Genomic DNA, 24,214 nt, shown 5'->3' with positions numbered 1-24,214 from the left:
TGATGAAAAGTGAGTATATCGATCGTCCGGCGGTGCTGGCAGAGGTGAACGCCGCCTTTTATCGTTACGAACAGGCGCTGATCGGCAATGATATTGAGGTGCTGGATGAGTTGTTTTGGCACGATGGTCGTACCGTCCGTTACGGCGCGACGGAGAATTTGTACGGCATCGATCAGATCCGTGACTTCCGCCAACAACGTCCTTCCAAAGGGTTGGATCGCCTATTGGAGAACACCGTTATCACCACCTACGGTGACGATATGGCCGTCGCCAGTACCGAATTCCGCCGCCCCGGCAGCGAAAGCGTTGGCCGCCAGATGCAAACCTGGGTCAAGTTGCCCTGCGGTTGGCGCATCGTCGCCGCGCACGTGAGCTTGATGGCTTAAGGCAAACCCGGCGCACAAAAAATGGATAGTCTGGCATGTTGAGCCTTATAGTCGTCAGAGGTATTACCTTTAGCTAACTGAGGCTACTTATGACTACGGCTACATCGATAAAAATTGATGATGAGCTCAAGCAACGGGTGCAACAAATCGCGGCCACGCGTCAGCGAAGTGCGCACTGGATTGTGCGCGAGGCTATCCGTGAATACGTCGAGCGAGAAGAAAAGCGCGAAGCGCTGCGCAAAGACGCACTGCAAGCCAGGGAAACGTATCAGACCAATGGTAAACATCTGACCCAAGACGAGGCTGACCATTGGCTCGCTAATCTGGAAAAAGGTGATGATACGGAGATACCGGAGTGCCACAACTGATATGGACGCCTGCCGCACTGCTCGATATTCAGCGACTGTACCAATTTCTGGCAGCCAAAGATCGCCAGGCTGCGCAAAAGACCGTGGCATCCATTCGTAGCAGCATCAATATCCTGGCCCATCATCCTCAGGCCGGTCGGCCCATTGAAGATATGGAAATTGAATTTAGGGAATGGCCGAACAATTTCGGCAACAGCGGCTATATTATTGCCCTGTATCATTTTGATGGCAGCACCGCTGTACTGCTGGCAGTGCGCCATCAAAGTGAAGCCGGTTACTGACCGGGTCCCTCAACACCAGTACGCCATAAAATTAACGGTGGAACGATCGAGATCGCGTTCGCCAATCAGATAACGGCGTAGCGCCTTCACCGCGGAAGACTCTGCCGCAACCCAGGCGTAGAAGCTTTTAGCCCCTTCGGCTCGTTCCCACAGCAGATCGCCGCCCAAACTGTTTTCCGCCAGCGACTGCGCTTGCGTCCGCGCCGATTCGGGAATATTTACCCGTTGGCGCACCGACTCCACCAGCAGCGTACCGTGCATCTGCTGATGCCCGACGTCACGCGGCAGCCAATAGACCTCGGCGAACGGGAAGCGATCCATGTTCAGGCAGTCGCCCGCCACAGGAACCTCGAAGAAAGCCTGTACCCGCGGCGGATTGGCCCGCTGCGCCAGCTGTTCCAGAATGCCTACCGCCGCCGGTACCGCCGTCTCGTCGGCGATTAACAGCGCCTGCTGCAGCTCGCTCGGGGGAACCCATTCGTAACCGCCGCTGTCACCGTCAAAATCGGCATTGGGGGCTACGGTTTGAATAACATCCCCCGGTTTGGCATGGGTCGCCCACGCCGAGGCCGGGCCGTTCACGCCATGCAGCACAAACTCGACGTCCATTTGATTCTGTTCGGCACGCAGCGCCCGCAGCGTATAGGTGCGCATCACCGGGCGTTGATCTTTCGGTATCGCCATATAGTCGCGATACCAGTCGTCGCTGTTTTCCAAACGCAGGATCTGCCCCTCTTCGGCCGGAAACAACAGTTTGATGCGCTGATCCGGCGCCTCCAGCTTCATGCGATGGACATCCGGCCCCTCGAAAACGCAACGCAGCAAGGAAGGTGATACGTTTTCTTTTATTTTCAGTGTGATATCAAAAATTCTGTAGCTTGATGCGCCGGACATACTTGTTACTCTCCCGCAGAATTTGCACTGATGCGGTGCTGGCGCCACAGCCAGCCGCTGATGCCCCCCAGCAGAACCGCCATCGTCAAAGCCGCCGCAATCAGCTGCGACTCACCATAAAATTTGGCCACCACCGGCACCATCAATGCGCTCAGGCCGTAACCCAGCGTATGGCTGGTAGCAATGGCCCCCGACCCTTTGCCGGTAGACAATTTCTCGTTCAACATCAGTTGATAGCCCGGCGTCGCCATGGCAGCGCCAAAAGAGGCCAGTGCGCAACCAACATAGAATAGCGCCAAAGGCTGAGCGCACATCAGGCCCAGTCCCACTATCATCAGCACGGCGGCAATCAGCAGCAGCTGCGACGCGCTAAAACGCTGCGGGCGCACCACCAGAAACTGAGCCAACAGCGTACAGGCCGCCGCCACGCTCAGCAACACCGCAACGTGATGACTGACGGTGGTGGCGGAATGACTGAATAAACCGGTCAAATGCGGTGCCAATCCCAATTGCATCAAGCTGACCGACGCGGCCAGCAACAGTGCGCACAGCAGGTAAGGCACCATATTGAGGCGAAGTCGGTTTTGCTGATGGGCAACCGGCGGCAGCGGTGGATCGTTATGCTGGCGGCACACTACCAATAGGGCGATCAATGGCGCAAGCGCCATCAACCACAGCGGCGCCATCGGATGAATCGACAACGCCAGCGCGGCGCACAGCGGCCCCAACAGTCGCCCGCAGCTCAGCCCGGAACTGATGGTCGCCAGCGCCGACATACGCTGTTCATAGCCGGCACGCTGGAGCGCCCAGGTCTGGCTGGCCGGCACCATGCCGGATACCGTCAGCCCGTAGATAATGCGTGCCGCAATCAGGCCGCCCAGCCCCAGCGTCGATGAAAGCCAGCCAGCCGCCAACCCCCAAACCGCCAGTGCCAGTAAAGCAAAACTGAACAAATACCCTGCTAACGCCATGGTTACTACGAACTTGCAGCCGCGAATTTCAGACTGCCTGCCCCACCAGGGTGACCCCACCAAAAACAGCATCGAGCCGAGCGTCAATAGCCCGGCCCAGACTGAAAGCGACAGCTGGGTCATGCTGACCAGCACCGGCAACGCCACCAGCAGGCCGTTTTGCCCGATACCCAGCAGCCCGGCGCACAACGCCAGCGGCCAGTTGGAAGGAGACGTATTCGTTATTGGCGGTGATTTAGGGGGAGATGAAATATGCATCAAACGTAAATTTACCGTTAATAAAATTATAAGGTTATGTTCAATTCATTGAAAAATTGTATCATACGACGATTGATAACAATAAATATTATTGATATAAGAATCATTCTCAATTGATTCAATAGTGAAATGGGATCATGACAATCCAGTTTGAAACCGCGACGACCGACGTGGCTGCGCAATGTTTTCTCAACGCGTTGATGCGTGAAACCCGGGACTGGCAAATCGTTCCGGCGGCCAACAACCAACAGTATCCGCAGCTTCATATTCCACTTTCGCCTTCTCAGGCTATCCGCATCACTTTACGTCACACCTCCCCCACCCAACATCACCAGTATCTGTTCCCTGCCCGCTTGCATCAGCAAGACGACGGCGCTGGTGTTGCGCTGAGCGTGGAGCAACTGGTGACCCTGTTGCTGGAAAAACCGTCGTTGAAGGGGGAACTGCCGGATGAGGTCGTTACCCGTTTCCGCCAGCGCGTACTGGAGAGTCATGACAATACCCAACAGGCGATCGCGGTTCGCCTGGACTGGCCGACGCTGCGCGACAAGCCGCTCAACTTCGCTCAGGCGGAACAGGGGCTGTTGGTAGGCCACGCCTTCCACCCGGCGCCTAAATCCCATGAACCTTTCGACGAACAGCAGGCGCGCCGTTACCTGCCAGATTTTGGTGCCCGTTTCCCGCTGCGCTGGTTTGCCGTCGATAAAAACCACCTGTGCGGCGACAGCCTGAACCTGACGTTGCAGCAGCGCCTGCAGCGTTTTGCCGCCGAAAGCGCGCCGCAACTGCTGGCGCATTTTACCGATGACGTCTGGCTGTTGCCGATGCATCCGTGGCAGGCCGACCATTTGCTGACGCAGACCTGGTGCCAGGAACTGGTGACCCAGGGATTGCTCAGCGATCTGGGCGAAGCCGGCGAGCGCTGGCTGCCAACCAGCTCTTCCCGCTCGCTGTACAGCGCCAGCAATCGCGACATGATTAAATTCTCCCTCAGCGTGCGCCTGACCAACTCGGTGCGTACCCTGTCGGTAAAAGAAGTGAAGCGCGGCATCCGTTTGGCTCGTTTGGCGCAAACGCCACGTTGGCAGCAACTGCAGGCACGTTATCCCACCTTCCGCGTGATGCAGGAAGACGGCTGGGCCGGGCTGCGCGCTGCGGACGGGACGATTCAGGAAGAAAGCCTGATGGCACTGCGCGATAACCTGCTGTTTGAGCAGCCGGAAAGCCAGACCAATGTGCTGGTGACCCTGACCCAGGCCGCACCGGACGGCGGTGACAGCCTGCTGGCAGCGGCGGTGCGGCGTTTAGCCGCCAGACTGAATCTGCCGGTGCAACAGGCCGCTCATACCTGGCTGGATGCTTACTGCCAACACGTCTTACTGCCGCTGTTCAGCACCGAAGCCGATTACGGGCTGGTGCTGCTGGCCCACCAACAAAATATTCTGGTGGAAATGCAGCAGGATCTGCCGATCGGCATGCTGTATCGCGACTGTCAGGGCAGCGGCTTTACCCGCGATGCCGGGCCGTGGTTAGAAGAAATTGGCGAGGCCGAGGCGGAAAATCGCTTCAGCGAACAGCAGTTACTGCGTTACTTCCCTTACTACCTGCTGGTGAACTCCAGCCTGGCGGTCACTGCGGCGTTAGCCGCGGCCAGTTTCGACACTGAAGAACAGCTGATGGCCCGGGTGCGCGATGCGCTGAGTGGTCTGCGTGCCAACGCCAAAAACACCCTGTGTCTGGACTACGTCCTCGACAGCAGCCACTGGAACTGCAAAGGCAACTTCTTCTGTTATCTGCATGACCACAACGAAAACACCATCGTCGATCCGGCGGTGATTTATTTCGACTTCGTCAACCCGCTGCGCCAGGGAGCCGCTCAATGATGCCGCAAGCCAAACTGACGCATGCCGGCAACGGTTTTTGCTGCGAGCAGCTGGGAAAGGCGCTGCAACTCAGTCTGGGCCTGGACGGTAGCGCGGTGTTGCACTATCCGGGGCCACTGCCGCAGAACTGGCTGGTGCAGGCGCTGGACCAGTTGCTGATGGCGGCACCGCAGCTCAGCGGTGTCACCTTGCCCTATGCGCAATGGTGCGAAGAACCGCAGGCACAGGCGCTGTTCGCGTTAGCCAGCAGTGATTATCTGGCGCGCGAAACCTTTTATCAGTTACCGCTGTGGCTCGGTGCCGAACGCCACTCCGCGTCCGGGAAAATGCAGTATGACGCCGAGCGTAGCCTGTGGTTCCCACAGCGCCCCGCACGCCCCAGCGGCGAGGTGTATCGCCGTTACGATCCGCAGCTCAAGCGAACCCTGAGCTTCCGCCTGCCGGAAGTGGCACACGACGCCGAGCAGTTCACCCGCTGGATGAATTCACCGCGCGTGGATGCCTTCTGGGAAATGAGTGGCCCGCTCGAAACCCAGGCCGCCTACCTGCAGCGTCAGTTGGACTCCAGCTACTGCTATCCGTTGCTGGGGTGCTTTGACGATCGCCCGTTCGGCTATTTCGAAGTCTATTGGGCTCCGGAAGATCGCATCGGTCGCCACTACCGTTGGCAGCCGTTCGACCGCGGGCTGCACATGCTGGTCGGTGAAGAAGACTGCCGCGGCGCGCAATACATCCGCAGTTGGCTACGCGGCCTGACGCATTATCTGTATCTGGATGAACCGCGCACCACGCGCGTGGTCGCCGAACCGCGCGCGGATAACCAGCGACTGTTCCGTCACCTGCCGACAGCCGGCTACCACACAGTCAAAGAGTTCGATTTCCCGCATAAGCGCTCGCGTTTGATCATGAATCAGCGTGATGAATTCTTCCGGGGGGCTTCAGTATGAACACCGTAGATTACGCCGACTGGCAGCGCGTAAACCGTCAGATGATCGCCAAGATCCTCGCAGAGCTGGAGTATGAACGCACGCTGCAGGCCGAACAACACGGCGAGCAATGGCGCATTCTGCTGGGCGACGCTCAGTATAGCTTCAGCGCCGAACGCGGCATTTGGGGTTGGCTGCACATCGATCCGGCAACGCTGACCTGTGATCAATCGCCGTTAGCCGCCGACCAAACGCTGCGCCAACTGGCTCAGGTGTTGAAAATGGACGATGCGCAGGTTGCCGAACATCTGGAGGATTTGTACGCCACGCTGCGCGGCGATATGCAGTTGCTGTCCGCCCGTCACGGCATGAGCGCACAGGATTTGATTGCCCTCGACGCTGACGCGCTGCAGTGCCTGTTGGCCGGACATCCCAAGTTTATCTTCAATAAAGGCCGTCGTGGCTGGGGCCTGACCGCGCTGCATCAGTACGCGCCCGAATACCAGGGGCAGTTCCAACTGCACTGGGTGGCGGCTAAACGCGGCAGCTTTGTCTGGTGCGCCGACGAAGAATATTCACTGGATAACCTGCTTAACAGCGCGATGGACAGTGCCGAACGCCAACGCTTCGATCGCCGCTGGCGCGAACTGAAGCTGACCCATGACTGGATCCCGGTCCCGCTGCACCCGTGGCAGTGGCAGCAAAAGATCGCTTTGCACTTCCTGCCGCAGTTGGCCGAAGGGGATCTGGTGGAACTGGGTGAATTCGGCGACAGCTATCTGGCGCAGCAATCGTTGCGCACGCTGACCAACATCAGCCGCCGTTCCGCTTTCGACATCAAGCTACCGCTGACCATTTACAACACCTCGTGCTATCGAGGCATTCCGGGCAAGTACATCAGCGCCGGGCCGGCCGCTTCCCGTTGGCTGCAGCAGATTTTTACCGAGGACGATACGCTGAGCGCCAGCGGTGCCGAGATCCTCGGCGAGCCGGCGGCAGGCTATATGACCCACCCGACCTACGCCTCTTTGGCCAAAGCGCCTTATCGCTACCAGGAAATGCTGGGGGTGATCTGGCGTGAAAACCCCTCTTGCTACCTGCAGGAAGGCGAACAGGCCATCTTGATGGCGACGCTGATGGAAACCGACAACCACGGCCAGCCGCTGATTGCCGCCTATATCGCCCGTTCCGGCCTGAGCGCTGAAGCCTGGCTGCAGCAGATGTTCAGGGTGGTGGTGGTGCCGATGTACCACCTGATGTGCCGCTACGGCGTAGCGCTGATCGCCCATGGGCAAAACATCACGCTGGTGATGAAAGATCATGTGCCGCAGCGCGTGCTGTTGAAAGACTTCCAGGGCGATATGCGTCTGGTGGATCAGGACTTCCCCGAAGCGACATCACTGCCGAAAGTGGTGAGAGACGTCACCGTGCGCCTGTCCGCCGACTATTTGATCCATGATTTGCAAACCGGGCATTTCGTCACCGTGCTGCGCTTTATCTCGCCGCTGATGAAGGCCTGTGGGGTCAGTGAAACCCGCTTCTATCAACTGCTGGCTCAGGTGCTGAAAGGCTATATGGCACAGCATCCGGACATGGCGGAACGCTTTGCGTTGTTTGATCTTTTCAAACCACAAATTATTCGCGTGGTGCTCAACCCGGTAAAACTCACCTACTCAGAGCAGGATGGCGGCAGCCGCATGTTGCCAAACTATCTGCAGGATCTGGATAACCCTCTTTACTTGGTCACCAAGGAGTTTGCCCAATGAATCAGCCCCTGGATTTCATCGGCATTGGTATCGGCCCGTTCAACCTCAGCATTGCCGCACTCGGCAGTGAAGTTGCCGGTTTTAACAGTAAATTCCTCGAACGCAAGCCGCACTTTTCCTGGCATCCCGGCATGATGGTGCCGGATTGCCATATGCAGACCAGCTTCCTGAAAGATCTGGTCAGCGCGGTATCGCCAACCAATCCCTACAGCTTTCTTAACTACCTGGTGAAAAGGAAGAAGTTTTATCGATTCCTGACCACCGAGCTGCGTACGGTGTCGCGCGAAGAGTTCGCCGACTACCTCGACTGGGCCGCCAACGGGCTGAAGTCGCTGGAGTTCAGTCAGGATATTCAGAGCGTCGATTTTGACGACCAGCAGCGCCAATTCGTCGTCACTACCCAGCGTGCGACTTACCGGGCGCGCCACGTCTGCCTGGGCATAGGCAAACGCATCAAACTGCCGGACTGCGTTACCGAGCAAAACGATCGCTGCTTCCATGCCAGCGAAATGACGATGCGCAACCCGAACCTGGCCGGAAAACGCGTCACCATCGTCGGTGGCGGCCAGAGCGGTGCAGACCTGTTCCTGAACATCTTCCGCGCCGAATGGGGGCAGCCTGCGCAACTGAATTGGATCTCGCGCCGCAATAACTATAACGCGCTGGATGAAGCCGCCTTCGCCAACGAGTACTTCACGCCGGACTACGTTGACAGCTTCTATGGCCTGAACGACGGTGCCAAGCAGCGCATGCTGACCGAGCAGAAGATGACCTCTGACGGCATCACCAGCGATTCGCTGCTGGCTATTTACCGCGCGATGTATCACCAGTTTGAAGTGTTGCGCGAAAAGCCCTGGGCGCACCTGCTGCCAAGCCGCTCGCTGGCGGCAATCCAGGCCGCAGGCGATGGCTGGCAGTTGGTTACCCATCACCATCTTGATCAGGGTAAAGAAACCTTCGACACCGACGTGGTGATTTTCGCCACCGGCTATCAGCAGGATCGTCCGGCGTTCCTCGAACCGCTGGCCAATCGCCTGCTAACCACCGCCGATGACCAGTTCCGCGTAGCCCCCGACTTCAGCCTGGAGTGGGAAGGCCCCAAGGAAAACTGCCTGTTTGCCGTTAATGCCGGCATGCACAGCCACGGCATCGCCGAACCCCAACTCAGCCTGATGGCCTGGCGTTCGGCACGCATTCTCAACCGGGCTTTAGGACGCGACCAGTTCGATTTAACGTCCACCCCGGCTGTGATCCAATGGCGTAGTCGGCAGCCGGGTATTCCGTCCCGCGCCGAGCACGTCATGCTCAATTACACCGAGTTTTAACTACACACCAATATGGGACACTCTGGAAAATAACGATGAAACGCAAACACCTCTGGGTATTAAACCCTTGCCTGCTGGCGATGCTCGCCCCTACGGCCTGGGCAGAAGAACAAAAAAGCGAAGAGCAAATGGTGGTTTCCGCCAGCCGTACGCACCGTACAGTGGCAGAAATGGCGCAGACCACCTGGGTGATTGAGAGCCAGGAAATTGAGCAGCAAGTTCAGGGCGGCAAAGAGATCAAGGACATGCTGGCGCAGTTGATCCCGGGCATGGACGTCAGCGGTCAGGGGCGTACCAACTACGGCATGAACCTGCGCGGCCGCTCAATGATGGTGATGATCGACGGCGTACGTTTGAACTCATCGCGCAGCGACAGTCGCCAGTTGGATTCGATCGATCCCTTTAATATCGATCACATTGAAGTGATCTCCGGTGCTACCTCGCTGTACGGCGGCGGCAGCACCGGTGGCTTGATCAACATCGTTACCAAAAAAGGCCAGAAAGAGCAGCAGGTTGAACTGCAGATCGGCGGTAAAACCGGCTTTGGCGGCCACACCGACCACGACGAGAACGTAGCGGCAGCGGTCAGCGGCGGCAACGACAACGCCTCGGGCCGGTTGTCGGTCTCCTATCAGCGCTACGGTGGCTGGTATGACGGCAAGGGCAACGAAGTCCTGATTGATAATACTCAGACCGGCCTGCAATATTCCGATCGCCTCGACGTGATGGGCACCGGCACCATCAATATCGATGACCACCAGCAGTTGCAGTTGACCACTCAGTATTACAAAAGCCAGTCCGATGGCGACCACGGCCTGTTCCTGGGGGAAAATTTCGCCGCGGTGACCGGCAGCGCCAAGGCGTACAACAGCGGTAATCTCAATTCGGATCGTATTCCAGGCACCGAACGCCACCTGATCAACCTGCAGTACTCCAACACCGATTTCCTCGGCCAGGATCTGGTAGCGCAGGTCTACTATCGCGATGAGTCGCTGACCTTCTATCCGTTCCCGACGCTGGCAGGCAAAGCCCCGGATTATTACGTCAGCAGCATCGGCGCTTCCCAGCAAAAGACCGACTTTTACGGCGGCAAGCTGACGCTGAACAGTAAGCCGATCGAGGCCCTGACGTTAACCTACGGCATCGACGCCGAGCATGAGACGTTCAACTCCAACCAGCAGTTCTTCGATCTGGCGAAAGCGCAGCAGTCTGGCGGTATGGACCTGCAAAACGCCTATAACACCGGCCGCTACCCGGGCTACAGCACCACCAACCTGGCCTCCTTCCTGCAGGCCAGCTACGACATCAACCCTATCTTTACCCTGAGCGGCGGCGTGCGCTACCAGTACACCGAAAACAAGATTGATGACTTCGTCGGCTACAACCAGCAGCAGGCTATCGCTACCGGCGCCGCCACCTCGGCTGATGCTATCCCGGGCGGGAAAACGGACTACAACAACGCCCTGTTCAACGCCGGCCTGTTGGCACACCTGACCGAACGCCAGCAGACCTGGATCAACTTCTCGCAGGGTTACGAGATCCCGGATCCGGGCAAATATTACGGCAACGGTACCTATGCGCTGAACAACGGCCACTACCAGTTGAACAAAAGCGTCAACGTTGGCGACTCCAAGCTGGAAGGCATTAAGGTTAACTCCTACGAACTTGGCTGGCGTTACACCGGCGATAACCTGCGCACGCAGATTGCCGGCTACTACTCCCTGTCCGATAAGAGTATTTCGATCAACAAAACCGACATGACCATTAACGTCAACTCGGACAAACGCCGTATTTACGGGATGGAAGGCGCGGTCGATTACTTCTTCGAAGACAGCGACTGGAGTGCGGGCACCAACTTTAACTTCATCCGCTCCGAGACCAAGGTCAACGGCGAATGGAAAAAGCTGGTAGTGGATACCGCCAGCCCATCCAAAGTGACTGCCTATGTCGGCTGGGCGCCGGGCGACTGGAACCTGCGCCTGCAGTCACAGCAGACTTTCGACGTATCGGATGACGGCGATTACACCAAGGCAGGCTCTACCCAGGGACGTAAAATTGATGGCTACAACACCATCGATTTCCTCGGCAGCTACGCGTTGCCGGTGGGTAAACTCAGCTTCAGCGTAGAAAACCTGCTGGATAAGGAATACACCACCGTTTGGGGCCAGCGCGCACCCATTCTCTATAGCCCGACCTACGGCTCGCCCGAGCTTTACAGCTATAAAGGCCGCGGCCGTACCTTTGGTCTGAACTACTCCGTACTGTTCTGATCCATGCCCGAGCGCAATCCTGCGCTCAAACATAACGAAAAGGGCCACATCGGCCCTTTTTTACTTCTTAAAAGGATGCTGTGCCAGCCAGTGGTCAGCAATATCCTGGCGTCGACATACCCAAACCCGATCGTATTGCTCGATATAGTCCAGGAATCGCTGCAGCGCGCGAAACTTGCCCGGACGGCCCAATAAACGGCAGTGCATGCCGATCGACAGCATCTTCGGCGACTCCTCGCCTTCGGCATACAGCACGTCGAAGCTGTCTTTCAGATAGGTAAAGAACTGCTCGCCGGTGTTAAACCCCTGTGGCGAGGCAAAGCGCATATCGTTGGCCTCGAGGGTATAGGGTACGATCAGGTGCGGCTTTGTTTCACCATTGGCGCACTGCACCTCGGTCCAGAACGGTAAATCGTCTCCGTAATAGTCGCTGTCGTATTGCAAGCCACCGTGCTCTACCACCAAACGACGGGTATTGGGACTGTCCCGCCCGGTATACCAACCGAGCGGTGCCTGGCCGAACAGATCCCGCAATACCGTCATCGCCTGCTGCATGTGCTGCCGTTCGGTCACTTCATCCATCTGCTGATAGTGGATCCAGCGCCAGCCGTGGCTGACCACATCGTAACCGGCGTTTTTAATCGCTTCGACCACCTGCGGGTTACGCGCCAGCGCCATCGCCACGCCAAACACCGTCAAGGGCAGGCCGCGACGCTGAAACTCATCGTGGATGCGCCAGAACCCGGCGCGTGAACCATATTCGTAAAGGGAATCCATCGACATATGCCGTTCTGGATAGCTGGCCGCGCCGATGATATCGGAAAGAAACTGTTCGGAGCCGGCGTCGCCATGCAGCACGTTGTTTTCAGCCCCTTCCTCATAATTGAGGACAAACTGCACCGCGATGCGCGCCTGACCAGGCCAACGAGCATGCGGCGGACGACCGGCGTAGCCGATCAAATCACGGGGATAATCTTTATTGAACGCGAAATCACTCATCGTTGTTTCCCCTTACCGATCACCCGTTAAAATGACTGAACATGCCGGACAAAGGTTTTGCCCGCGGAAAATCCAGATCGCCGTGCTTGCTGGTGCTCAGACCGAGCGCGCTTAGCGATTCGATCATTTTTACCGCGGCGCTGACGCCGTCGATTACCGGGATCCCCAATTCCAGCGTCAGTTCGCGCGCCAAATCGGCCATGCCGCCGCAACCAAGCACAATCGCCCCGCTGCCATCCTGTTGCTTAGCCCGGATGCACTGCTCACGCACTTTTTGCTGAGCCCGACCGCTGCCGTCCTCCAGCGCCAACACCGGCAGATCAATCGCATGCAGCGCCGCACAGTGCCGCTCAAAACCGTATTGATGCAGTAAATGCCTTGCAATGACCAACGTGCGCGGCAGCGTGGTAACAATGGAAAAACGCGTCGCCACCAGCGTTGCCATGTGCATTGCCGCCTCGGCGATGCCGACCACCGGCTTGTCGGCCAGCTCACGCGCGGCCAGCAAACCCGGATCGCCAAAGCAAGCAATGACATGACCGCTCACGCCGGCTTCTCGGCCGGCTTTCACCTGCTGCAAAACGCCAATCGCAGCAATGGCTTCGTCAAAATGTCCCTCTATCGATGGCGCCCCTTCCTGCGGGTAGACCGCCAGGATTTCGGTGCCCGGCGCAGCCACCGCACGCGCCGCAGCGGCGATGGTTTCGGTCATTGCCTGGCTGGTGTTCGGATTGATGACCTGAATAATGCAGCGAGTTGTCATAGCGTCTCCCGCGGATCGGCGTCGGCAAAAATATGGGCGAAATCCGGCGTTTCATTCGCGTCGTGGTTAAACCGTAAATTAGCCACAATATCGTCAAAATGGCGGACCATATGATCTGCCAGGGCCGCGCTGTCTTTCCCCCTCAACAACGCCAGCAAATCGCTGTGATCGTGGCAGCGACATCCCTGCTGCCAGGGTGAACCATAAACGGCAATCGCCAGCGACGATCGCAAAGTGAGCTGCGACACCATTTCGGTCAGCACCTGATTACCGGCGATAGCCTGCAGTTGAACGTGAAACGCGGCAGACAGGCGGATCGCCGCAGCGCCGTCCTGATCGCGGTGCGCCTGCTGTTCCTGCGCCACGATCTCTTCCATCGCCAGCAGATGATTTTCGTCGCAGTGGGCAAGCACCTGCGGCAGGTTGGTGCATTCCAGCATCTTGCGCGTCTGGAATACCTGGGTTGCCTCGTCCTGCCCGGGCGTAGCGACCTGTGCACCACGTTTGGGCAGTTGGGTCACCAATTGCACTGCGGCAAGGCGCTGCAGCACCCGACGGATCCCGGTTCGGCTTACGCCGAAGGTCTCGGCCAAGGCTTCTTCCGGCAATTTGCTGCCGGGCAGCAACCGATGTTCGACAATGGCTTTCACCAACGAGTTGTAAATATGATCGTCTTTATCTTCAATGAAATAAGTGGCCTGTTGCCCATGCCACGCGGCGTTGGTACCGATCGTCGTGCCGACCATTTTTCTGCTCCCCGTCCCCTTGAATAATCAAATAGTATACAAGATGAAGATATTTTGTATACAAAAAAGAAAAGTCTGGCCTGGATCCTGCAAAAGCCCTCTCAGCAACCTTTGCCAAAAAACAGATAACAACATCCGGGTGACGTTCTTGAGAGGAGCACGATTTATGCCAAACCCTAATGAAAACTACAGTCCCAAGCTGTGCAACGACGATCTGGCACCAACGCGCGACCAGAACTGGAGCTGGTACAACATTTTTTCTTTCTGGATGTCCGATGTACACAGCATGGGCGGCTATGTGGTGGCCGCCAGCTTCTTCGCCCTCGGCCTGTCGAGCTGGCAGGTCCTGATTTGCCTGCTGGTGGGGATTTGCATCGTGCAGTTTTGCGCTAACCTGGTGGCCAAGCCCAGCCAGCTAGGCGGCGTGCCCTACGCCGTATTAAGCCGCCAGGCGTTTGGCGTGTTCGGCGCCAATATCCCGGCGGTGATCCGCGGCATGATCGCCTTCGCCTGGTATGGCATCCAAACCTATCTGGCCTCCAACGCGCTGATGCTCACACTGCTGAAATTCTTCCCGTCGCTGGAACCGATGACCCAGCCGCATTTTCTTGGGCTGTCGCAGCTTGGCTGGGTTTGTTACATCACCATGTGGCTGCTGCAAGCGATGGTGTTTTGGCATGGTATGCAGGCGATTAAGCGTTTTATCGACATCGCCGGGCCGGCGGTTTACGTGGTGATGTTCGCACTGGCAGGCTGGATTGTATACCGCGTAGGTTTCTCTAATCTCTCCCTTACTCTGGCGAGCAAAAACCTGAGTGCCGGTGAGCAAGGCTGGCTGATGCTGACCGCCACCGCGCTGGTGGTCTCTTACTTCTCCGGCCCGCTGCTTAACTTCGGCGACTTTACCCGCTACGGCAAAAGTTTTGCTGAGGTACAGCGCGGCAATCGCTGGGGTTTACCCTTCAACTACCTGCTGTTTTCGTTGGTCACCGTGGTGATCGTTTCCGGCACCCTGCCATTGTTCGGGCAACTGATCACCGATCCGATCGAAACCGTCACCCGCCTCGACAGCGATATCGCCGTGGCCCTTGGGTTGCTGACGATGATCGTCGCCACCATCGGTATCAATATCGTGGCCAACTTTGTCTCGCCGGCCTTTGATTTTTCCAACTGTTCGCCGCAGAAGATCAGCTTCCGTACCGGCGGGATGATTGCCGCCGTCGGCTCGTTCCTGTTGACCCCCTGGAACCTGTTCCAGTCACCCGAGCTGATTCACTACACGCTGGACGTATTAGCGGCCTTTATCGGCCCGTTGTTCGGCATTCTGTTGGTGGATTTCTACATTATCAAACGCGGTGAACTGCACGTCGACGACCTGTACAATGCCACGCCAGGCGGCCGTTACTGGTATAAAAACGGCTTCAATCCGAATGCGATTTGGGCACTGGTACCCTCAGTGATTATCGGGTTGGCGATCAGCTTCACGCCGAGTTTGCATCAGGTGGCTAACTTCAGTTGGTTTATCGGGGCAGCGTTGGGTGGGGGCTGTTATCGCATCATTGCTCGCCGGGAGTGGGCAGCCAATCAGGCGGTGACCTTCGCCAAAACGCAATTGAGCAAAGATTAAAAACAACGAAGCCCTGAGTTATTGCTAACTCAGGGCTTCTAAATGTTGGCGGAACGGACGGGGCTCGAACCCGCGACCCCCTGCGTGACAGGCAGGTATTCTAACCAACTGAACTACCGCTCCGCGCCGTTCTTCTCTTGCGAGAGGAACGAGGCGCATATTACGGTTGAGCCACTATGTCGTCAATGCCTTTTTCTTACCAAATGAACCGTTTGCACAGTTTTTCAGCTAACGGAACCCAAAGGTGATAACGCCCGGTTTATTTACGGCAAAAATACCGTTATTCCGCTTCCGTACGCCACAGGCAACTGCCGCCCTTTTTCGCCACCAAATCCAGACGCGCCTCATGGGCCATCACTTCTTCATCGCTGGCGTAGACTACTTTCATTGCCGTTGCCGGACGCACAATGCGCTGAATGTCCTGCGTCGAATTGTTGTTTTGCGTATCCCCTTCCATCTGGAAGGCCATTGACGTCTGACCACCGGTCATCGCCAGATAGACTTCCGCCAGGATCTCGGCATCGAGCAATGCGCCGTGCAGCGTACGCTTGCTGTTGTCTATCTCATAACGACTGCACAGGGCGTCGAGGTTGTTGCGCTTGCCCGGGAACAGGCGACGCGCCATTAACAGGCTGTCGGTGATGGTGCAGAAGGTATCGGTCTTCGGAATGCCCTGCTGCAGCATGCGGAATTCGTGATCCATAAAGCCGATGTCGAACGCCGCGTTATGGATAACTAACTCACCGCCGCGAATAAAGTCGATAAACTCATCGGCAATTTGGTCGAACGTCGGTTTATCCGCCAGGAACTCGTCGCTGATGCCGTGAACCCCATAGGCCTCCGGATCCACCAGCCGATCCGGCTTGATGTAGACGTGGTAGTGGCGACCGGTCGGGCGACGGTTAATGACCTCGACCGCACCAATTTCAATGATGCGATGGCCTTCGTAATGCACCCCGAGCTTGTTCATACCGGTGGTTTCGGTATCGAGGACAATCTGTCTGGTGGTTGTAGTGATCATATTGCAGTGCTCACAGCGTTCGTTTATGTCAGACTTGGCTTTTATAAAACTGATAGGAAGAGTCTACCAGAGATGCTTAAACAGGTAGAAATTTTCACCGACGGCTCCTGCCTTGGCAACCCGGGTCCCGGTGGTTACGGCGCCATACTGCGCTATAAGCAGACGGAAAAAACCTTTAGCGCGGGCTTCCGCCTGACCACCAACAATCGCATGGAGATGATGGCGGCGATTGTCGCATTGGAAGCGCTGACCACGCCTTGCGAAGTGATCCTGAGCACCGACAGCCAATATGTACGCCAGGGCATTACCAGTTGGATCCATAACTGGAAAAAGCGTGGCTGGAAGACCGCCGACAAAAAGCCGGTCAAGAATGTCGATCTTTGGCAGCGTCTGGACCTGGCCATTCAGCGCCACACCGTCAAATGGGAATGGGTCAAGGGCCACGCCGGCCATCCGGAAAACGAACGCTGCGACGTACTGGCACGCGAGGCGGCCGGCAATCCAACGCAGGAAGACGTGGGTTACAAGCCGGAAAACTAAGGCTGCTTGCGATAACTCTTGGTCGCGCCGACGGCGCGGCTGAGAGAAGGCTTTCGCGCCCCGAACTTCATCGGCGTTGGCGTCAACGGCAAAGTGCGCTTACGCGCCACAATCACGCTCATACACCCCAGCGCCGGTAAATGGGTGCACAAAAACTTCCCGCCCTTACGCTGCCACGGCAGCACGTGAAAACGCGACTGATGCAACACCTCATAATTCAACAGGCTCAGCCAGTCCAGCAGGCGCATTTGAGTAAACATCCGGCTCACGTAAGGCTGGCGGCGACGTAACCCTGGCACCAGTTTCCCCAACCCCAACAGACTGAACGGGTTGAAGCTGCTGATCACCAGCCAGCCGTCGTCGATCAACACGCGATCGACTTCACGCAGCATGCGGTGCGGATCGTCAGCATAGGATAGCGTGTGTGCCAGCAAACAGGCATCTACCGACTTGGCGGCGAAGGGCAATTGGTAAGCATCTGCGACCACCTGCAGGTTATCGCCTTCCAGGCTGACGTTGACCTGGTGGGAAATGGCGCATTTATCCGTTGCCAGACTGGCGCTGAGATTACCGATTTTAAGCAGGTGGAAACCAAACAGCTTCGGCCACCAGGGTTGCAACTGCCGCTCTAGCGCCTCACGATAGTATTCCCCCCACGGCAACTCGGCCCAAGACTGTGGGCTGGCGAGCTTTTGTAGAGTATGGGCTGGTTTCATGATTTATTATCTTCTTTCAAGCCGTTGCCAACGAGAGGTCCAAGATGAATCTTATCAGTATTCCCGCCTTCCAGGACAATTACATTTGGTTGTTAGATAACCAGCAGGGGCACGGCATCATTGTCGATCCCGGTGAGGCACAGCCGGTGCTTGATACGCTGGAACGCCTGAATTTGACGCCTGACGCGATTCTGTTGACCCACCATCATCACGATCACGTCGGTGGCGTAGCGCAAATTGTGGCACGCTATCCTGGGCTGAAGGTCTATGGGCCACAGGAAACTGCCGACAAAGGCGCCAACCACATCGTTCATGACGGAGAAACCCTCGAGATCGATGGCCGAAAATTCGCCGTAATCGCGGTTCCCGGACATACCTTGGGCCATATTGCATTCTATAGCGCCCCTTATCTTTTCTGCGGAGACACTATTTTTTCTGCCGGCTGCGGCAGGCTGTTTGAAGGGACCGCAGAACAAATGTACGCCTCATTTCAACAACTCGCGCAACTTCCCGATAACACCTTAATTTGTTGCGCGCATGAATATACACTTTCAAATCTTAAGTTTGCGCGGGCTATTTTGCCGGAAGATCGAGGAATTGAAACATATCAGCAACAAGTTGAAGCGTTACGGGCAAAAGGCCTGCCTAGCGTCCCCACTCAGCTACAATTAGAGCGTAAAATTAACCTATTTTTACGCTGTCATGACACTGATTTACAAAGAAAATTAGGCTTTCACACGCCACCACAGCACCTTCATTCGGTTTTTTCCGAATTACGCCTGCGAAAAGACAACTTCTGAGCTTTTAGTTGTGTTATTTGACGAAGCAAAGTATGATTGCTCGTCTTTTAAGCAACTACATTGACACACACATGAAGGCTAAAGCGATATTTCTCGCCTCAGTCTTGCTAGTGGGGTGCCAGTCGTCCAGGCAGGACGCACCGGCCCCAGAACAGCATGCACAGAGTTTGTCTTCGGCAGGTCAAGAGAGTGAAGCAGGAGAGTACACAGCGAATGGTCGAGCGAGCTCGGCGCGGTGGCTAGATAACAATAGTGGTGCCGCGCAACAGAACCTGTGGAACTTCATTAGCGACGAGCTGAAGATGGAGGTTCCGGAAAATTCCCGGATCCGTGATCAAAAAAGAAAGTACCTAAAAAGTAAGAGCTATCTCCACGATGTAACATTACGGGCAGAGCCGTACATGTACTGGATAGTCGGGCAGATTAAGAAACGCAATATGCCGATGGAACTGGTACTGCTACCCATAGTGGAGAGCGCTTTTGACCCACACGCCACGTCAAGTGCCAACGCCGCAGGGCTATGGCAAATCGTGCCGCAAACGGGTCGCAATTATGGTTTGAAAAACAACCAGTGGTATGACGGGCGACGCGATGTCGTCGCCTCGACGACGGCTGCGCTTGATATGATGCAGTATTTGAACCGCATGTTTAACGGTGACTGGTTACTGACCGTTGCCGCTTATAACAGTGGTGAAGGCCGTGTCATGCAAGCGGTTAAGGCGAATAAACGCCAGGGTAAGCCAACCAATTTCTGGGCATTGTCGCTTCCGCGTGAAACGTCAATTTATGTTCCGAAAATGCTGGCGCTGAGCGACATCATTAAAAACAGCAAGAAGTACGGTATCAATCTTCCGAAGACTGATAATACCCGTGCACTGGCGCGTATCGATGTTGGGCAGCAAATACAGTTAACTCAGGCGGCTGAGATGGCTGGGCTTTCAATCACCAAGATGAAAGCTTATAACCCAGGCTACAAAAAAGGCGTTACGGCACCCAACGGGCCCCATTACATTATGGTTCCCAAAGGTCATGCCGATCAGCTGAAAGACTCGTTGGCCGATGGCCAGATCGCAGTGACTCAGCCAACCACTCAGTTGGCGAAGAACAGCGGTTTGACAGGCGGTAGCTCGTATAAGGTTCGCTCTGGCGACACGGTATCGGGCATTGCCAAGCGGTTGAATATTAAGTCCAGCGATTTGCAGAGTTGGAACAACTTACGTGCCAAGAGCACCTTAAAAGTTGGGCAAACCCTGCAAGTGGCCAGCAACACCGGCAGTAACAGCAGTATCACCTATCAGGTTCGCAAAGGTGATTCGCTGGCCAGTATTGCACGTCGTCACGGCGTCGATATTAACGACGTGATGCGTTGGAACTCAACGCTAGCCAAGGCTAACAATCTGCAACCGGGTCTGAAATTGACCCTGTTTGTCAGTGATAAGTCGTCGCCGGATACCTAAATTTTCGGCACAAAAAAAGCACCCTTCGGGGTGCTTTTTTATTGTCTGAATACGGACGATAATCACCAGTGCGGTTTGTCAGCCTCGGGATGAAACTCCACCAGCAGCGGATTATGGTCTGACGCGCTGGTCACCAGCACCGAAGCCTCCGCCACGCCCATATTGCGATAAAACACAAAGTCCAGCGGTCGACCAAACGCCTTACGACGATGATCGTCCGTGAAGTTCACCTCACGCAGCGCCATATCGCTGGCGAACTGATACAGCGCATTGATTCGTTTGCGGCTCCAGGCATTAAAATCCCCGGCCATGATCACCGGCCCGTGGTGGTTGGCAATCTGCTCACCAATCGGCCCCAGTTGCTTACTGTAGACGTCCACGCCCAGGCTGAAGTTCACCGCATGAATATTTACGACCATCAAAAGCTGGCCGTTAAACAACGGGTAGACGGTGATTAACGCCGATTTGGCCAGCCGCAGCAGTGGTTCGCGTTCGCGTAATGGGCAGCAATACACCGGATGCGCTGCCGCCAAAGTCATCACGCCCGAAGGGTGTTGCGGCAATACAAAAGCCGGCACCTGATCGGCAGCCAGATAGTTTGACGTGGCAAAGCTCACCAGTTCAGGCGTGGTTTGCGCCTCCTGCAGCAGGACCAGTTGCGCATCCTTGCCATAGCTTTTCAACACCGAGAGCCAGTCTGCCCGTTGCTGTTTAAAGATGTTCCACACCATCACTCGCAACGCGCCGGACGTAGGCAATGCAGCCCCGGGCGGCAGCGGTTGATTAATGGCGCCAGGGAAAATTCGCTCAACTGGCTGACCTGCAACATACCTCATTGCATAAGTTCGTTTCGGCACGCTATTCGCCTATTTCCCATTAGGATGAAACTGGCGGTGACATTCCCGCCAACATTGAATCGATTATACGCCTGCCCTCACCTGACGGCATGGCTTTTACGGGGTATATCCTTTCCAGTTATAGGGGCGTGGTGCAGGGATTTCAATCTTCTGACAGTATATGTGTGTAAAGGTTAGCGGTGATCGATGATAAATGCGAAAAGGCCCGCATTTTGCGGGCCAGATAAGGGGAAGGTGCTGCTATCAAGCCAATTGCTGCCGATACTTCTTATCCAGACGCCCGCTAACCCCCACCAGCAGCAGAGCCACCAGCACGATCAGCGCACCAATCCACGGCGTTTGCGCCAGGCCCAGCGTGGATACGGTCTGACCGCCGATGACCGACCCTAGAGCAATACCCACGTTGAAAGCTGCGATGTTCAGCCCGGAAGCGACATCCACCGCATTCGGCGTGTACTGTTCGGCTTTCTGCACCACGTAAACCTGCAGCCCCGGTACGTTACCGAAGGCGAATACGCCCATCACCACCACCGTCATCAGCGCTGCGATGCTATGGCTGGCGGTGAACTGGAACACCAGCAGCAAAACGGCCAGCGCGGCAAAGATAAAGCTGAGGGCACGGACGGCACCATGGCGGTCGGCCAATTTTCCGCCCCAAATGTTGCCAATCGCTACCGCAATGCCGTAGGCCAGCAGGATCCAACTGACCGCGGGGGCGGAGAACCCCGCCAGTTCCTGCATCATTGGCGCCAGGAAGGTGAAGGTGGTGAATACGCCGCCGTAACCCAGCGCGGTGATGGCGTAAATCAGCAGCAGGCGTGGATGAGTCAGCACTTTAAACTGCTCGCCAATGCTGGCGCTGGCCTGATTTTTAATGTTGTTGGGTACCAGGATGACGCTGGCCACCGTGGCAATCACGCCAATAAGCGATACCGCCAGGAAGGTTTCACGCCAGCCAAAATGCTGGCCGATAAAGGTCCCCAAGGGTACCCCTGTCACCAACGCCACGGTCAGGCCGCCGAACATAATGGCGATCGCCGAGGCGGCTTTCTCTTTCGCAACCAGGCTGGTAGCGATAGTAGAGCCGATGGAGAAGAATACCCCGTGGGCCAGGCCGGTCAACAAGCGGGCCACAACCAACGACTCGTAGCTCGGCGACTGCCAGGCCAGCAGGTTGCCGAGGGTAAACAGCACCATCAGGCTGATCAGCAGCAGCTTGCGCGGTACGCGGCCGGTTAAAGCCGTCAGTACCGGCGCACCAATCGCCACGCCGATAGCATAAATGGTAACCAGCAGCCCGGCGGACGGTACTGTCACCCCCAGTTGTTCCGCGATAGTCGGGATTAGCCCGACGATCACAAACTCGGTGGTGCCGATAGCAAAGGCGCTGATGGTCAATGCAAGTAATGCGAGAGGCATCTTTTTTACTCCAAATAGCGTTCAGGTTGATGGCGACTATTATCGGCCTGTGCTTAAATGATAAAAATGCTCAAAATATCAAATGAATTTTGCCAATGGAGCAACAGTGAAAGCGAATTCCGATGAGTTGATTACTTTCGTGACCGTGGTGGAAAGCGGCAGTTTCAGTCGTGCGGCCGAACGGCTGGATCAGGCCAATTCGGTAGTTAGCCGCACCGTCAAAAAGCTGGAAACCAAGCTCGGAGTCACGCTGCTCAACCGCACGACGCGTCAGATCAGCCTGACGCAGGAGGGGGAAAACTATTTCCGCCAGGTGCAGAAGGTACTGAGTGATATGGCCGCGGCGGAGAATGCGCTGATGGAAAGCCGTCAGCGTCCACAGGGGCTGTTGCGCGTCGATGCTGCCACGCCAGTCGTGCTGCACGTATTAACGCCGCTAGTGGCGGAATTTAGGGCCCTGTACCCGGAAATGTCGCTGTCACTGGTGTCGTCAGAGAACTTTATTAACCTGATCGAGCGTAAGGTGGATATTGCCATCCGCGTCGGTGAGTTGACCGACTCCAGCCTGAAGGCACGCAAACTGATGACCAGCTATCGACGCGTGCTGGCCTCCCCTGCCTATTTGGCACAATACGGCATGCCACAAAAGGTGGAAGACTTAGCGCAACACTGCTGCATCGGTTTTAACGATCTGCCCAGTTTGAATCGCTGGCCACTGGCCTGCGCCGACGGTCGGCAGTTGGAAATCACCCCAGGCCTGACCACCAACAGTGGTGAAACTCAGCGTCACCTGTGCCTGCATGGCAATGGCATTGCCTGTCTGTCCGATTTTATGATTAGCGCAGACATCGAGCGCGGCGATCTGGTGCCGATCTTGGTGGAGGAGACGCTGCCGGTCGCCATGCCAATCAATGCGGTGTATTACAGCGACAGTGCCGTCAGCAACCGCCTGCGCAGCTTTATCGATTTTCTCAGCAAACATCTGGGGCAATAAAAAAGGCGCCCGTCTGGGCGCCTCTGATGTAAAGGTACGGAAAATTAATCCCAGTTCGGTGCCAGGCCTTCCGGGCTGACCAAACGGCCATTGCTTTCCAGCTTGGCAATTTCTGCCATTTCCTCACTGCTTAACGTCAACTGCTGCGCCAACAGGTTGCTCGCCAGGTTTTCACGTTTGGTCGATGATGGGATCACCGCGTAACCCAGCTGCAGCGCCCAGGCCAGAATAACCTGTGCCGGAGTGGCATTGCGGCGTGCCGCAATCGCCTTGATGGTCTCATCCTTCAGCGCCTGACCATAGGCCAGCGTCATGTAGGAAGTGATGGCAATGCCGTGCTGCTGGGCAAACTCCACCACTTTGCGGTTTTGCAGGTAGGGCGAGAGCTCAATCTGGTTTGTGGCGATCTGCTCTGCCCCAACGGCGTCAATCGCTTGCTGCATCAGATCCAGAGTGAAGTTGGAAACGCCAATTTGGCGCGTCAGGCCTAATTTTTTCGCCTCCGCCAGTTCGGCCATAAACTCGGCAACAGGAACTTCGTCGTTCGGCGAAGGCCAGTGAATCAGGGTCAGATCAACATAGCCGGTTTGCAACTTGCTCAGGCTCTCTTGCAGGCTCGGGATCAGCTTGCCTTTCGCCAAATTGGCGATCCAGATCTTGGTGGTGATAAACAGCTCTTCACGCGGTACGCCGCTGGCGGCAATCGCCTGCCCCACCGCCGCTTCGTTTTCATAGATTTGCGCCGTATCGATCGCGCGGTATCCCAGCTCGAGTGCCGTAGTGACCGAGTCGATCACCACCTGATCCTGGAGACGGAAGGTGCCTAAACCAAATGCAGGGATGCTCATAATTTTATTCTCTCATTAGGATGTTGAAGCGATATGGGAGGATTATGGCAACTGTTTTGTTGATCAAAAACGCCCTATTGTGCATAAGACTTTTGATTA

The 24,214-nt window shown here is 56.3% G+C and carries 23 protein-coding genes and 1 tRNA gene; 13 read left to right on the top strand and 11 right to left on the bottom strand.

The features are described 5' to 3' along the window. Nucleotides 1–2 precede the first annotated feature (2 nt). From hpxZ to M495_RS03875, 3 genes are all read left to right on the top strand, one after another. Nucleotides 3–386, top strand: a complete 384-nt coding sequence (hpxZ, locus tag M495_RS03885) for an oxalurate catabolism protein HpxZ (protein WP_041415223.1) — start codon at nucleotides 3–5, stop codon at nucleotides 384–386. A gap of 89 nt (nucleotides 387–475) precedes the next feature. Next, complete coding sequence (locus M495_RS03880) at nucleotides 476–754, top strand: CopG family ribbon-helix-helix protein (RefSeq protein ID WP_020825341.1); 279 nt, start codon at nucleotides 476–478, stop codon at nucleotides 752–754. Then, nucleotides 742–1,035, top strand: coding sequence for a type II toxin-antitoxin system RelE/ParE family toxin (locus M495_RS03875; protein WP_020825340.1), 294 nt, complete (start codon nucleotides 742–744; stop codon nucleotides 1,033–1,035). The genes M495_RS03880 and M495_RS03875 overlap by 13 nt, the downstream gene beginning before the upstream one ends. Nucleotides 1,036–1,044: 9 nt before the next feature. Here M495_RS03875 and M495_RS03870 read toward each other — a convergent pair whose 3' ends face one another. Together M495_RS03870 and M495_RS03865 are read right to left on the bottom strand one after the other, a co-directional pair. Next, on the bottom strand, nucleotides 1,045–1,929 hold the full coding sequence (locus M495_RS03870) for a siderophore-interacting protein (protein ID WP_041414248.1): 885 nt from the start codon (nucleotides 1,927–1,929) through the stop codon (nucleotides 1,045–1,047). A gap of 5 nt (nucleotides 1,930–1,934) precedes the next feature. Further along, nucleotides 1,935–3,158 carry an MFS transporter gene (locus tag M495_RS03865; protein WP_041414246.1) on the bottom strand — a complete coding sequence of 408 codons (1,224 nt, stop codon included), beginning with the start codon at nucleotides 3,156–3,158 and terminating at the stop codon, nucleotides 1,935–1,937. Nucleotides 3,159–3,295: 137 nt separating this feature from the next. On the opposite strand from M495_RS03865, the gene M495_RS03860 reads away from it, so the two are divergent. From M495_RS03860 to M495_RS03840, 5 genes are read left to right on the top strand one after another with little or no spacing between them, the layout of a single operon-like run. Beyond that, a complete protein-coding gene (locus M495_RS03860; RefSeq protein WP_020825337.1) occupies nucleotides 3,296–5,041 on the top strand; it encodes an IucA/IucC family protein in 1,746 nt (581 codons plus the stop codon). Continuing rightward, nucleotides 5,038–5,988, top strand: coding sequence for a GNAT family N-acetyltransferase (locus tag M495_RS03855; RefSeq protein WP_020825336.1), 951 nt, complete (start codon nucleotides 5,038–5,040; stop codon nucleotides 5,986–5,988). Before M495_RS03860 ends, M495_RS03855 begins: the two co-directional genes overlap by 4 nt. Further along, entirely contained in the window at nucleotides 5,985–7,733 is a 1,749-nt protein-coding gene (iucC, locus tag M495_RS03850) for an IucA/IucC family protein (protein ID WP_020825335.1), read from the top strand. The genes M495_RS03855 and iucC overlap by 4 nt, the downstream gene beginning before the upstream one ends. Further along, a complete protein-coding gene (locus tag M495_RS03845; RefSeq protein ID WP_020825334.1) occupies nucleotides 7,730–9,058 on the top strand; it encodes a lysine N(6)-hydroxylase/L-ornithine N(5)-oxygenase family protein in 1,329 nt (442 codons plus the stop codon). Before iucC ends, M495_RS03845 begins: the two co-directional genes overlap by 4 nt. 35 nt (nucleotides 9,059–9,093) lie before the next feature. Then, the gene (locus M495_RS03840; protein WP_020825333.1) at nucleotides 9,094–11,328 is read left to right on the top strand and encodes a TonB-dependent siderophore receptor; all 2,235 of its coding nucleotides are present in this window, start codon (nucleotides 9,094–9,096) and stop codon (nucleotides 11,326–11,328) included. Nucleotides 11,329–11,388: 60 nt separating this feature from the next. Here M495_RS03840 and puuE read toward each other — a convergent pair whose 3' ends face one another. Genes puuE through M495_RS03825 form a run of 3 tightly spaced genes read right to left on the bottom strand, consistent with a single transcriptional unit; the run spans nucleotide 11,389 to nucleotide 13,836 of the window. Next, complete coding sequence (gene puuE, locus M495_RS03835) at nucleotides 11,389–12,327, bottom strand: allantoinase PuuE (protein ID WP_020825332.1); 939 nt, start codon at nucleotides 12,325–12,327, stop codon at nucleotides 11,389–11,391. Between the two features lie 19 nt (nucleotides 12,328–12,346). After that, entirely contained in the window at nucleotides 12,347–13,090 is a 744-nt protein-coding gene (gene hpxA, locus M495_RS03830; protein ID WP_020825331.1) for an allantoin racemase, read from the bottom strand. Then, nucleotides 13,087–13,836, bottom strand: coding sequence for a GntR family transcriptional regulator (locus tag M495_RS03825; RefSeq protein WP_020825330.1), 750 nt, complete (start codon nucleotides 13,834–13,836; stop codon nucleotides 13,087–13,089). The genes hpxA and M495_RS03825 overlap by 4 nt, the downstream gene beginning before the upstream one ends. Before the next feature lie 166 nt (nucleotides 13,837–14,002). On the opposite strand from M495_RS03825, the gene M495_RS03820 reads away from it, so the two are divergent. Beyond that, complete coding sequence (locus tag M495_RS03820) at nucleotides 14,003–15,463, top strand: NCS1 family nucleobase:cation symporter-1 (RefSeq protein ID WP_020825329.1); 1,461 nt, start codon at nucleotides 14,003–14,005, stop codon at nucleotides 15,461–15,463. Nucleotides 15,464–15,509: 46 nt separating this feature from the next. On the opposite strand, the gene M495_RS03815 is transcribed toward M495_RS03820, so the two are convergent. Both M495_RS03815 and dnaQ read right to left on the bottom strand, forming a co-directional pair. Further along, nucleotides 15,510–15,586: transfer RNA gene (locus M495_RS03815), tRNA-Asp, on the bottom strand. Nucleotides 15,587–15,743: 157 nt separating this feature from the next. Next, on the bottom strand, nucleotides 15,744–16,484 hold the full coding sequence (gene dnaQ, locus M495_RS03810) for a DNA polymerase III subunit epsilon (protein ID WP_020825328.1): 741 nt from the start codon (nucleotides 16,482–16,484) through the stop codon (nucleotides 15,744–15,746). A 72-nt stretch (nucleotides 16,485–16,556) separates the two neighbouring features. On the opposite strand from dnaQ, the gene rnhA reads away from it, so the two are divergent. Beyond that, nucleotides 16,557–17,024, top strand: a complete 468-nt coding sequence (rnhA, locus tag M495_RS03805) for a ribonuclease HI (RefSeq protein ID WP_020825327.1) — start codon at nucleotides 16,557–16,559, stop codon at nucleotides 17,022–17,024. On the opposite strand, the gene M495_RS03800 is transcribed toward rnhA, so the two are convergent. Then, entirely contained in the window at nucleotides 17,021–17,740 is a 720-nt protein-coding gene (locus M495_RS03800; RefSeq protein ID WP_020825326.1) for a class I SAM-dependent methyltransferase, read from the bottom strand. The two genes, rnhA and M495_RS03800, sit on opposite strands and share 4 nt — an antisense overlap. Nucleotides 17,741–17,784: 44 nt before the next feature. Between M495_RS03800 and gloB the strand changes: the two genes are divergently transcribed. Both gloB and mltD read left to right on the top strand, forming a co-directional pair. Continuing rightward, nucleotides 17,785–18,540 (top strand): hydroxyacylglutathione hydrolase, encoded by a 756-nt coding sequence (gene gloB / locus M495_RS03795; RefSeq protein ID WP_020825325.1) that lies wholly within the window; start codon nucleotides 17,785–17,787, stop codon nucleotides 18,538–18,540. 71 nt (nucleotides 18,541–18,611) lie between these two features. After that, on the top strand, nucleotides 18,612–19,997 hold the full coding sequence (gene mltD, locus M495_RS03790; RefSeq protein ID WP_170868526.1) for a murein transglycosylase D: 1,386 nt from the start codon (nucleotides 18,612–18,614) through the stop codon (nucleotides 19,995–19,997). Nucleotides 19,998–20,059: 62 nt separating this feature from the next. Here mltD and M495_RS03785 read toward each other — a convergent pair whose 3' ends face one another. Further along, on the bottom strand, nucleotides 20,060–20,854 hold the full coding sequence (locus tag M495_RS03785; RefSeq protein WP_071844577.1) for an endonuclease/exonuclease/phosphatase family protein: 795 nt from the start codon (nucleotides 20,852–20,854) through the stop codon (nucleotides 20,060–20,062). Nucleotides 20,855–21,097: 243 nt separating this feature from the next. Beyond that, the gene (locus M495_RS03780) at nucleotides 21,098–22,273 is read right to left on the bottom strand and encodes an MFS transporter (RefSeq protein ID WP_020825321.1); all 1,176 of its coding nucleotides are present in this window, start codon (nucleotides 22,271–22,273) and stop codon (nucleotides 21,098–21,100) included. Between the two features lie 106 nt (nucleotides 22,274–22,379). On the opposite strand from M495_RS03780, the gene yafC reads away from it, so the two are divergent. Further along, nucleotides 22,380–23,267: a DNA-binding transcriptional regulator YafC gene (yafC, locus tag M495_RS03775; RefSeq protein ID WP_020825320.1), complete on the top strand. Its 888-nt coding sequence runs from the start codon at nucleotides 22,380–22,382 to the stop codon at nucleotides 23,265–23,267. 44 nt (nucleotides 23,268–23,311) lie between these two features. Here yafC and dkgB read toward each other — a convergent pair whose 3' ends face one another. Continuing rightward, complete coding sequence (dkgB, locus tag M495_RS03770) at nucleotides 23,312–24,115, bottom strand: 2,5-didehydrogluconate reductase DkgB (protein ID WP_020825319.1); 804 nt, start codon at nucleotides 24,113–24,115, stop codon at nucleotides 23,312–23,314. Nucleotides 24,116–24,214: the final 99 nt, after the last annotated feature.

The sequence above is a fragment of the Serratia liquefaciens ATCC 27592 genome, from assembly GCF_000422085.1.
Lineage (GTDB): Bacteria > Pseudomonadota > Gammaproteobacteria > Enterobacterales > Enterobacteriaceae > Serratia > Serratia liquefaciens.
This window is presented reverse-complemented; position numbering and strand designations above follow the sequence as displayed.

What these genes read in the sequence shown, in the direction of transcription:
- hpxZ (WP_041415223.1), top strand. Translation starts at nt 3, where the DNA reads ATGAAAAGTGAGTATATCGATCGTCCGGCGGTGCTGGCAGAGGTGAAC.
- M495_RS03880 (WP_020825341.1), top strand. Translation starts at nt 476, where the DNA reads ATGACTACGGCTACATCGATAAAAATTGATGATGAGCTCAAGCAACGG.
- M495_RS03870 (WP_041414248.1), bottom strand. Translation starts at nt 1,929, where the DNA reads ATGTCCGGCGCATCAAGCTACAGAATTTTTGATATCACACTGAAAATA.
- M495_RS03865 (WP_041414246.1), bottom strand. Translation starts at nt 3,158, where the DNA reads ATGCATATTTCATCTCCCCCTAAATCACCGCCAATAACGAATACGTCT.
- M495_RS03860 (WP_020825337.1), top strand. Translation starts at nt 3,296, where the DNA reads ATGACAATCCAGTTTGAAACCGCGACGACCGACGTGGCTGCGCAATGT.
- M495_RS03855 (WP_020825336.1), top strand. Translation starts at nt 5,038, where the DNA reads ATGATGCCGCAAGCCAAACTGACGCATGCCGGCAACGGTTTTTGCTGC.
- iucC (WP_020825335.1), top strand. Translation starts at nt 5,985, where the DNA reads ATGAACACCGTAGATTACGCCGACTGGCAGCGCGTAAACCGTCAGATG.
- M495_RS03845 (WP_020825334.1), top strand. Translation starts at nt 7,730, where the DNA reads ATGAATCAGCCCCTGGATTTCATCGGCATTGGTATCGGCCCGTTCAAC.
- M495_RS03840 (WP_020825333.1), top strand. Translation starts at nt 9,094, where the DNA reads ATGAAACGCAAACACCTCTGGGTATTAAACCCTTGCCTGCTGGCGATG.
- puuE (WP_020825332.1), bottom strand. Translation starts at nt 12,327, where the DNA reads ATGAGTGATTTCGCGTTCAATAAAGATTATCCCCGTGATTTGATCGGC.
- hpxA (WP_020825331.1), bottom strand. Translation starts at nt 13,090, where the DNA reads ATGACAACTCGCTGCATTATTCAGGTCATCAATCCGAACACCAGCCAG.
- M495_RS03825 (WP_020825330.1), bottom strand. Translation starts at nt 13,836, where the DNA reads ATGGTCGGCACGACGATCGGTACCAACGCCGCGTGGCATGGGCAACAG.
- M495_RS03820 (WP_020825329.1), top strand. Translation starts at nt 14,003, where the DNA reads ATGCCAAACCCTAATGAAAACTACAGTCCCAAGCTGTGCAACGACGAT.
- dnaQ (WP_020825328.1), bottom strand. Translation starts at nt 16,484, where the DNA reads ATGATCACTACAACCACCAGACAGATTGTCCTCGATACCGAAACCACC.
- rnhA (WP_020825327.1), top strand. Translation starts at nt 16,557, where the DNA reads ATGCTTAAACAGGTAGAAATTTTCACCGACGGCTCCTGCCTTGGCAAC.
- M495_RS03800 (WP_020825326.1), bottom strand. Translation starts at nt 17,740, where the DNA reads ATGAAACCAGCCCATACTCTACAAAAGCTCGCCAGCCCACAGTCTTGG.
- gloB (WP_020825325.1), top strand. Translation starts at nt 17,785, where the DNA reads ATGAATCTTATCAGTATTCCCGCCTTCCAGGACAATTACATTTGGTTG.
- mltD (WP_170868526.1), top strand. Translation starts at nt 18,612, where the DNA reads ATGAAGGCTAAAGCGATATTTCTCGCCTCAGTCTTGCTAGTGGGGTGC.
- M495_RS03780 (WP_020825321.1), bottom strand. Translation starts at nt 22,273, where the DNA reads ATGCCTCTCGCATTACTTGCATTGACCATCAGCGCCTTTGCTATCGGC.
- dkgB (WP_020825319.1), bottom strand. Translation starts at nt 24,115, where the DNA reads ATGAGCATCCCTGCATTTGGTTTAGGCACCTTCCGTCTCCAGGATCAG.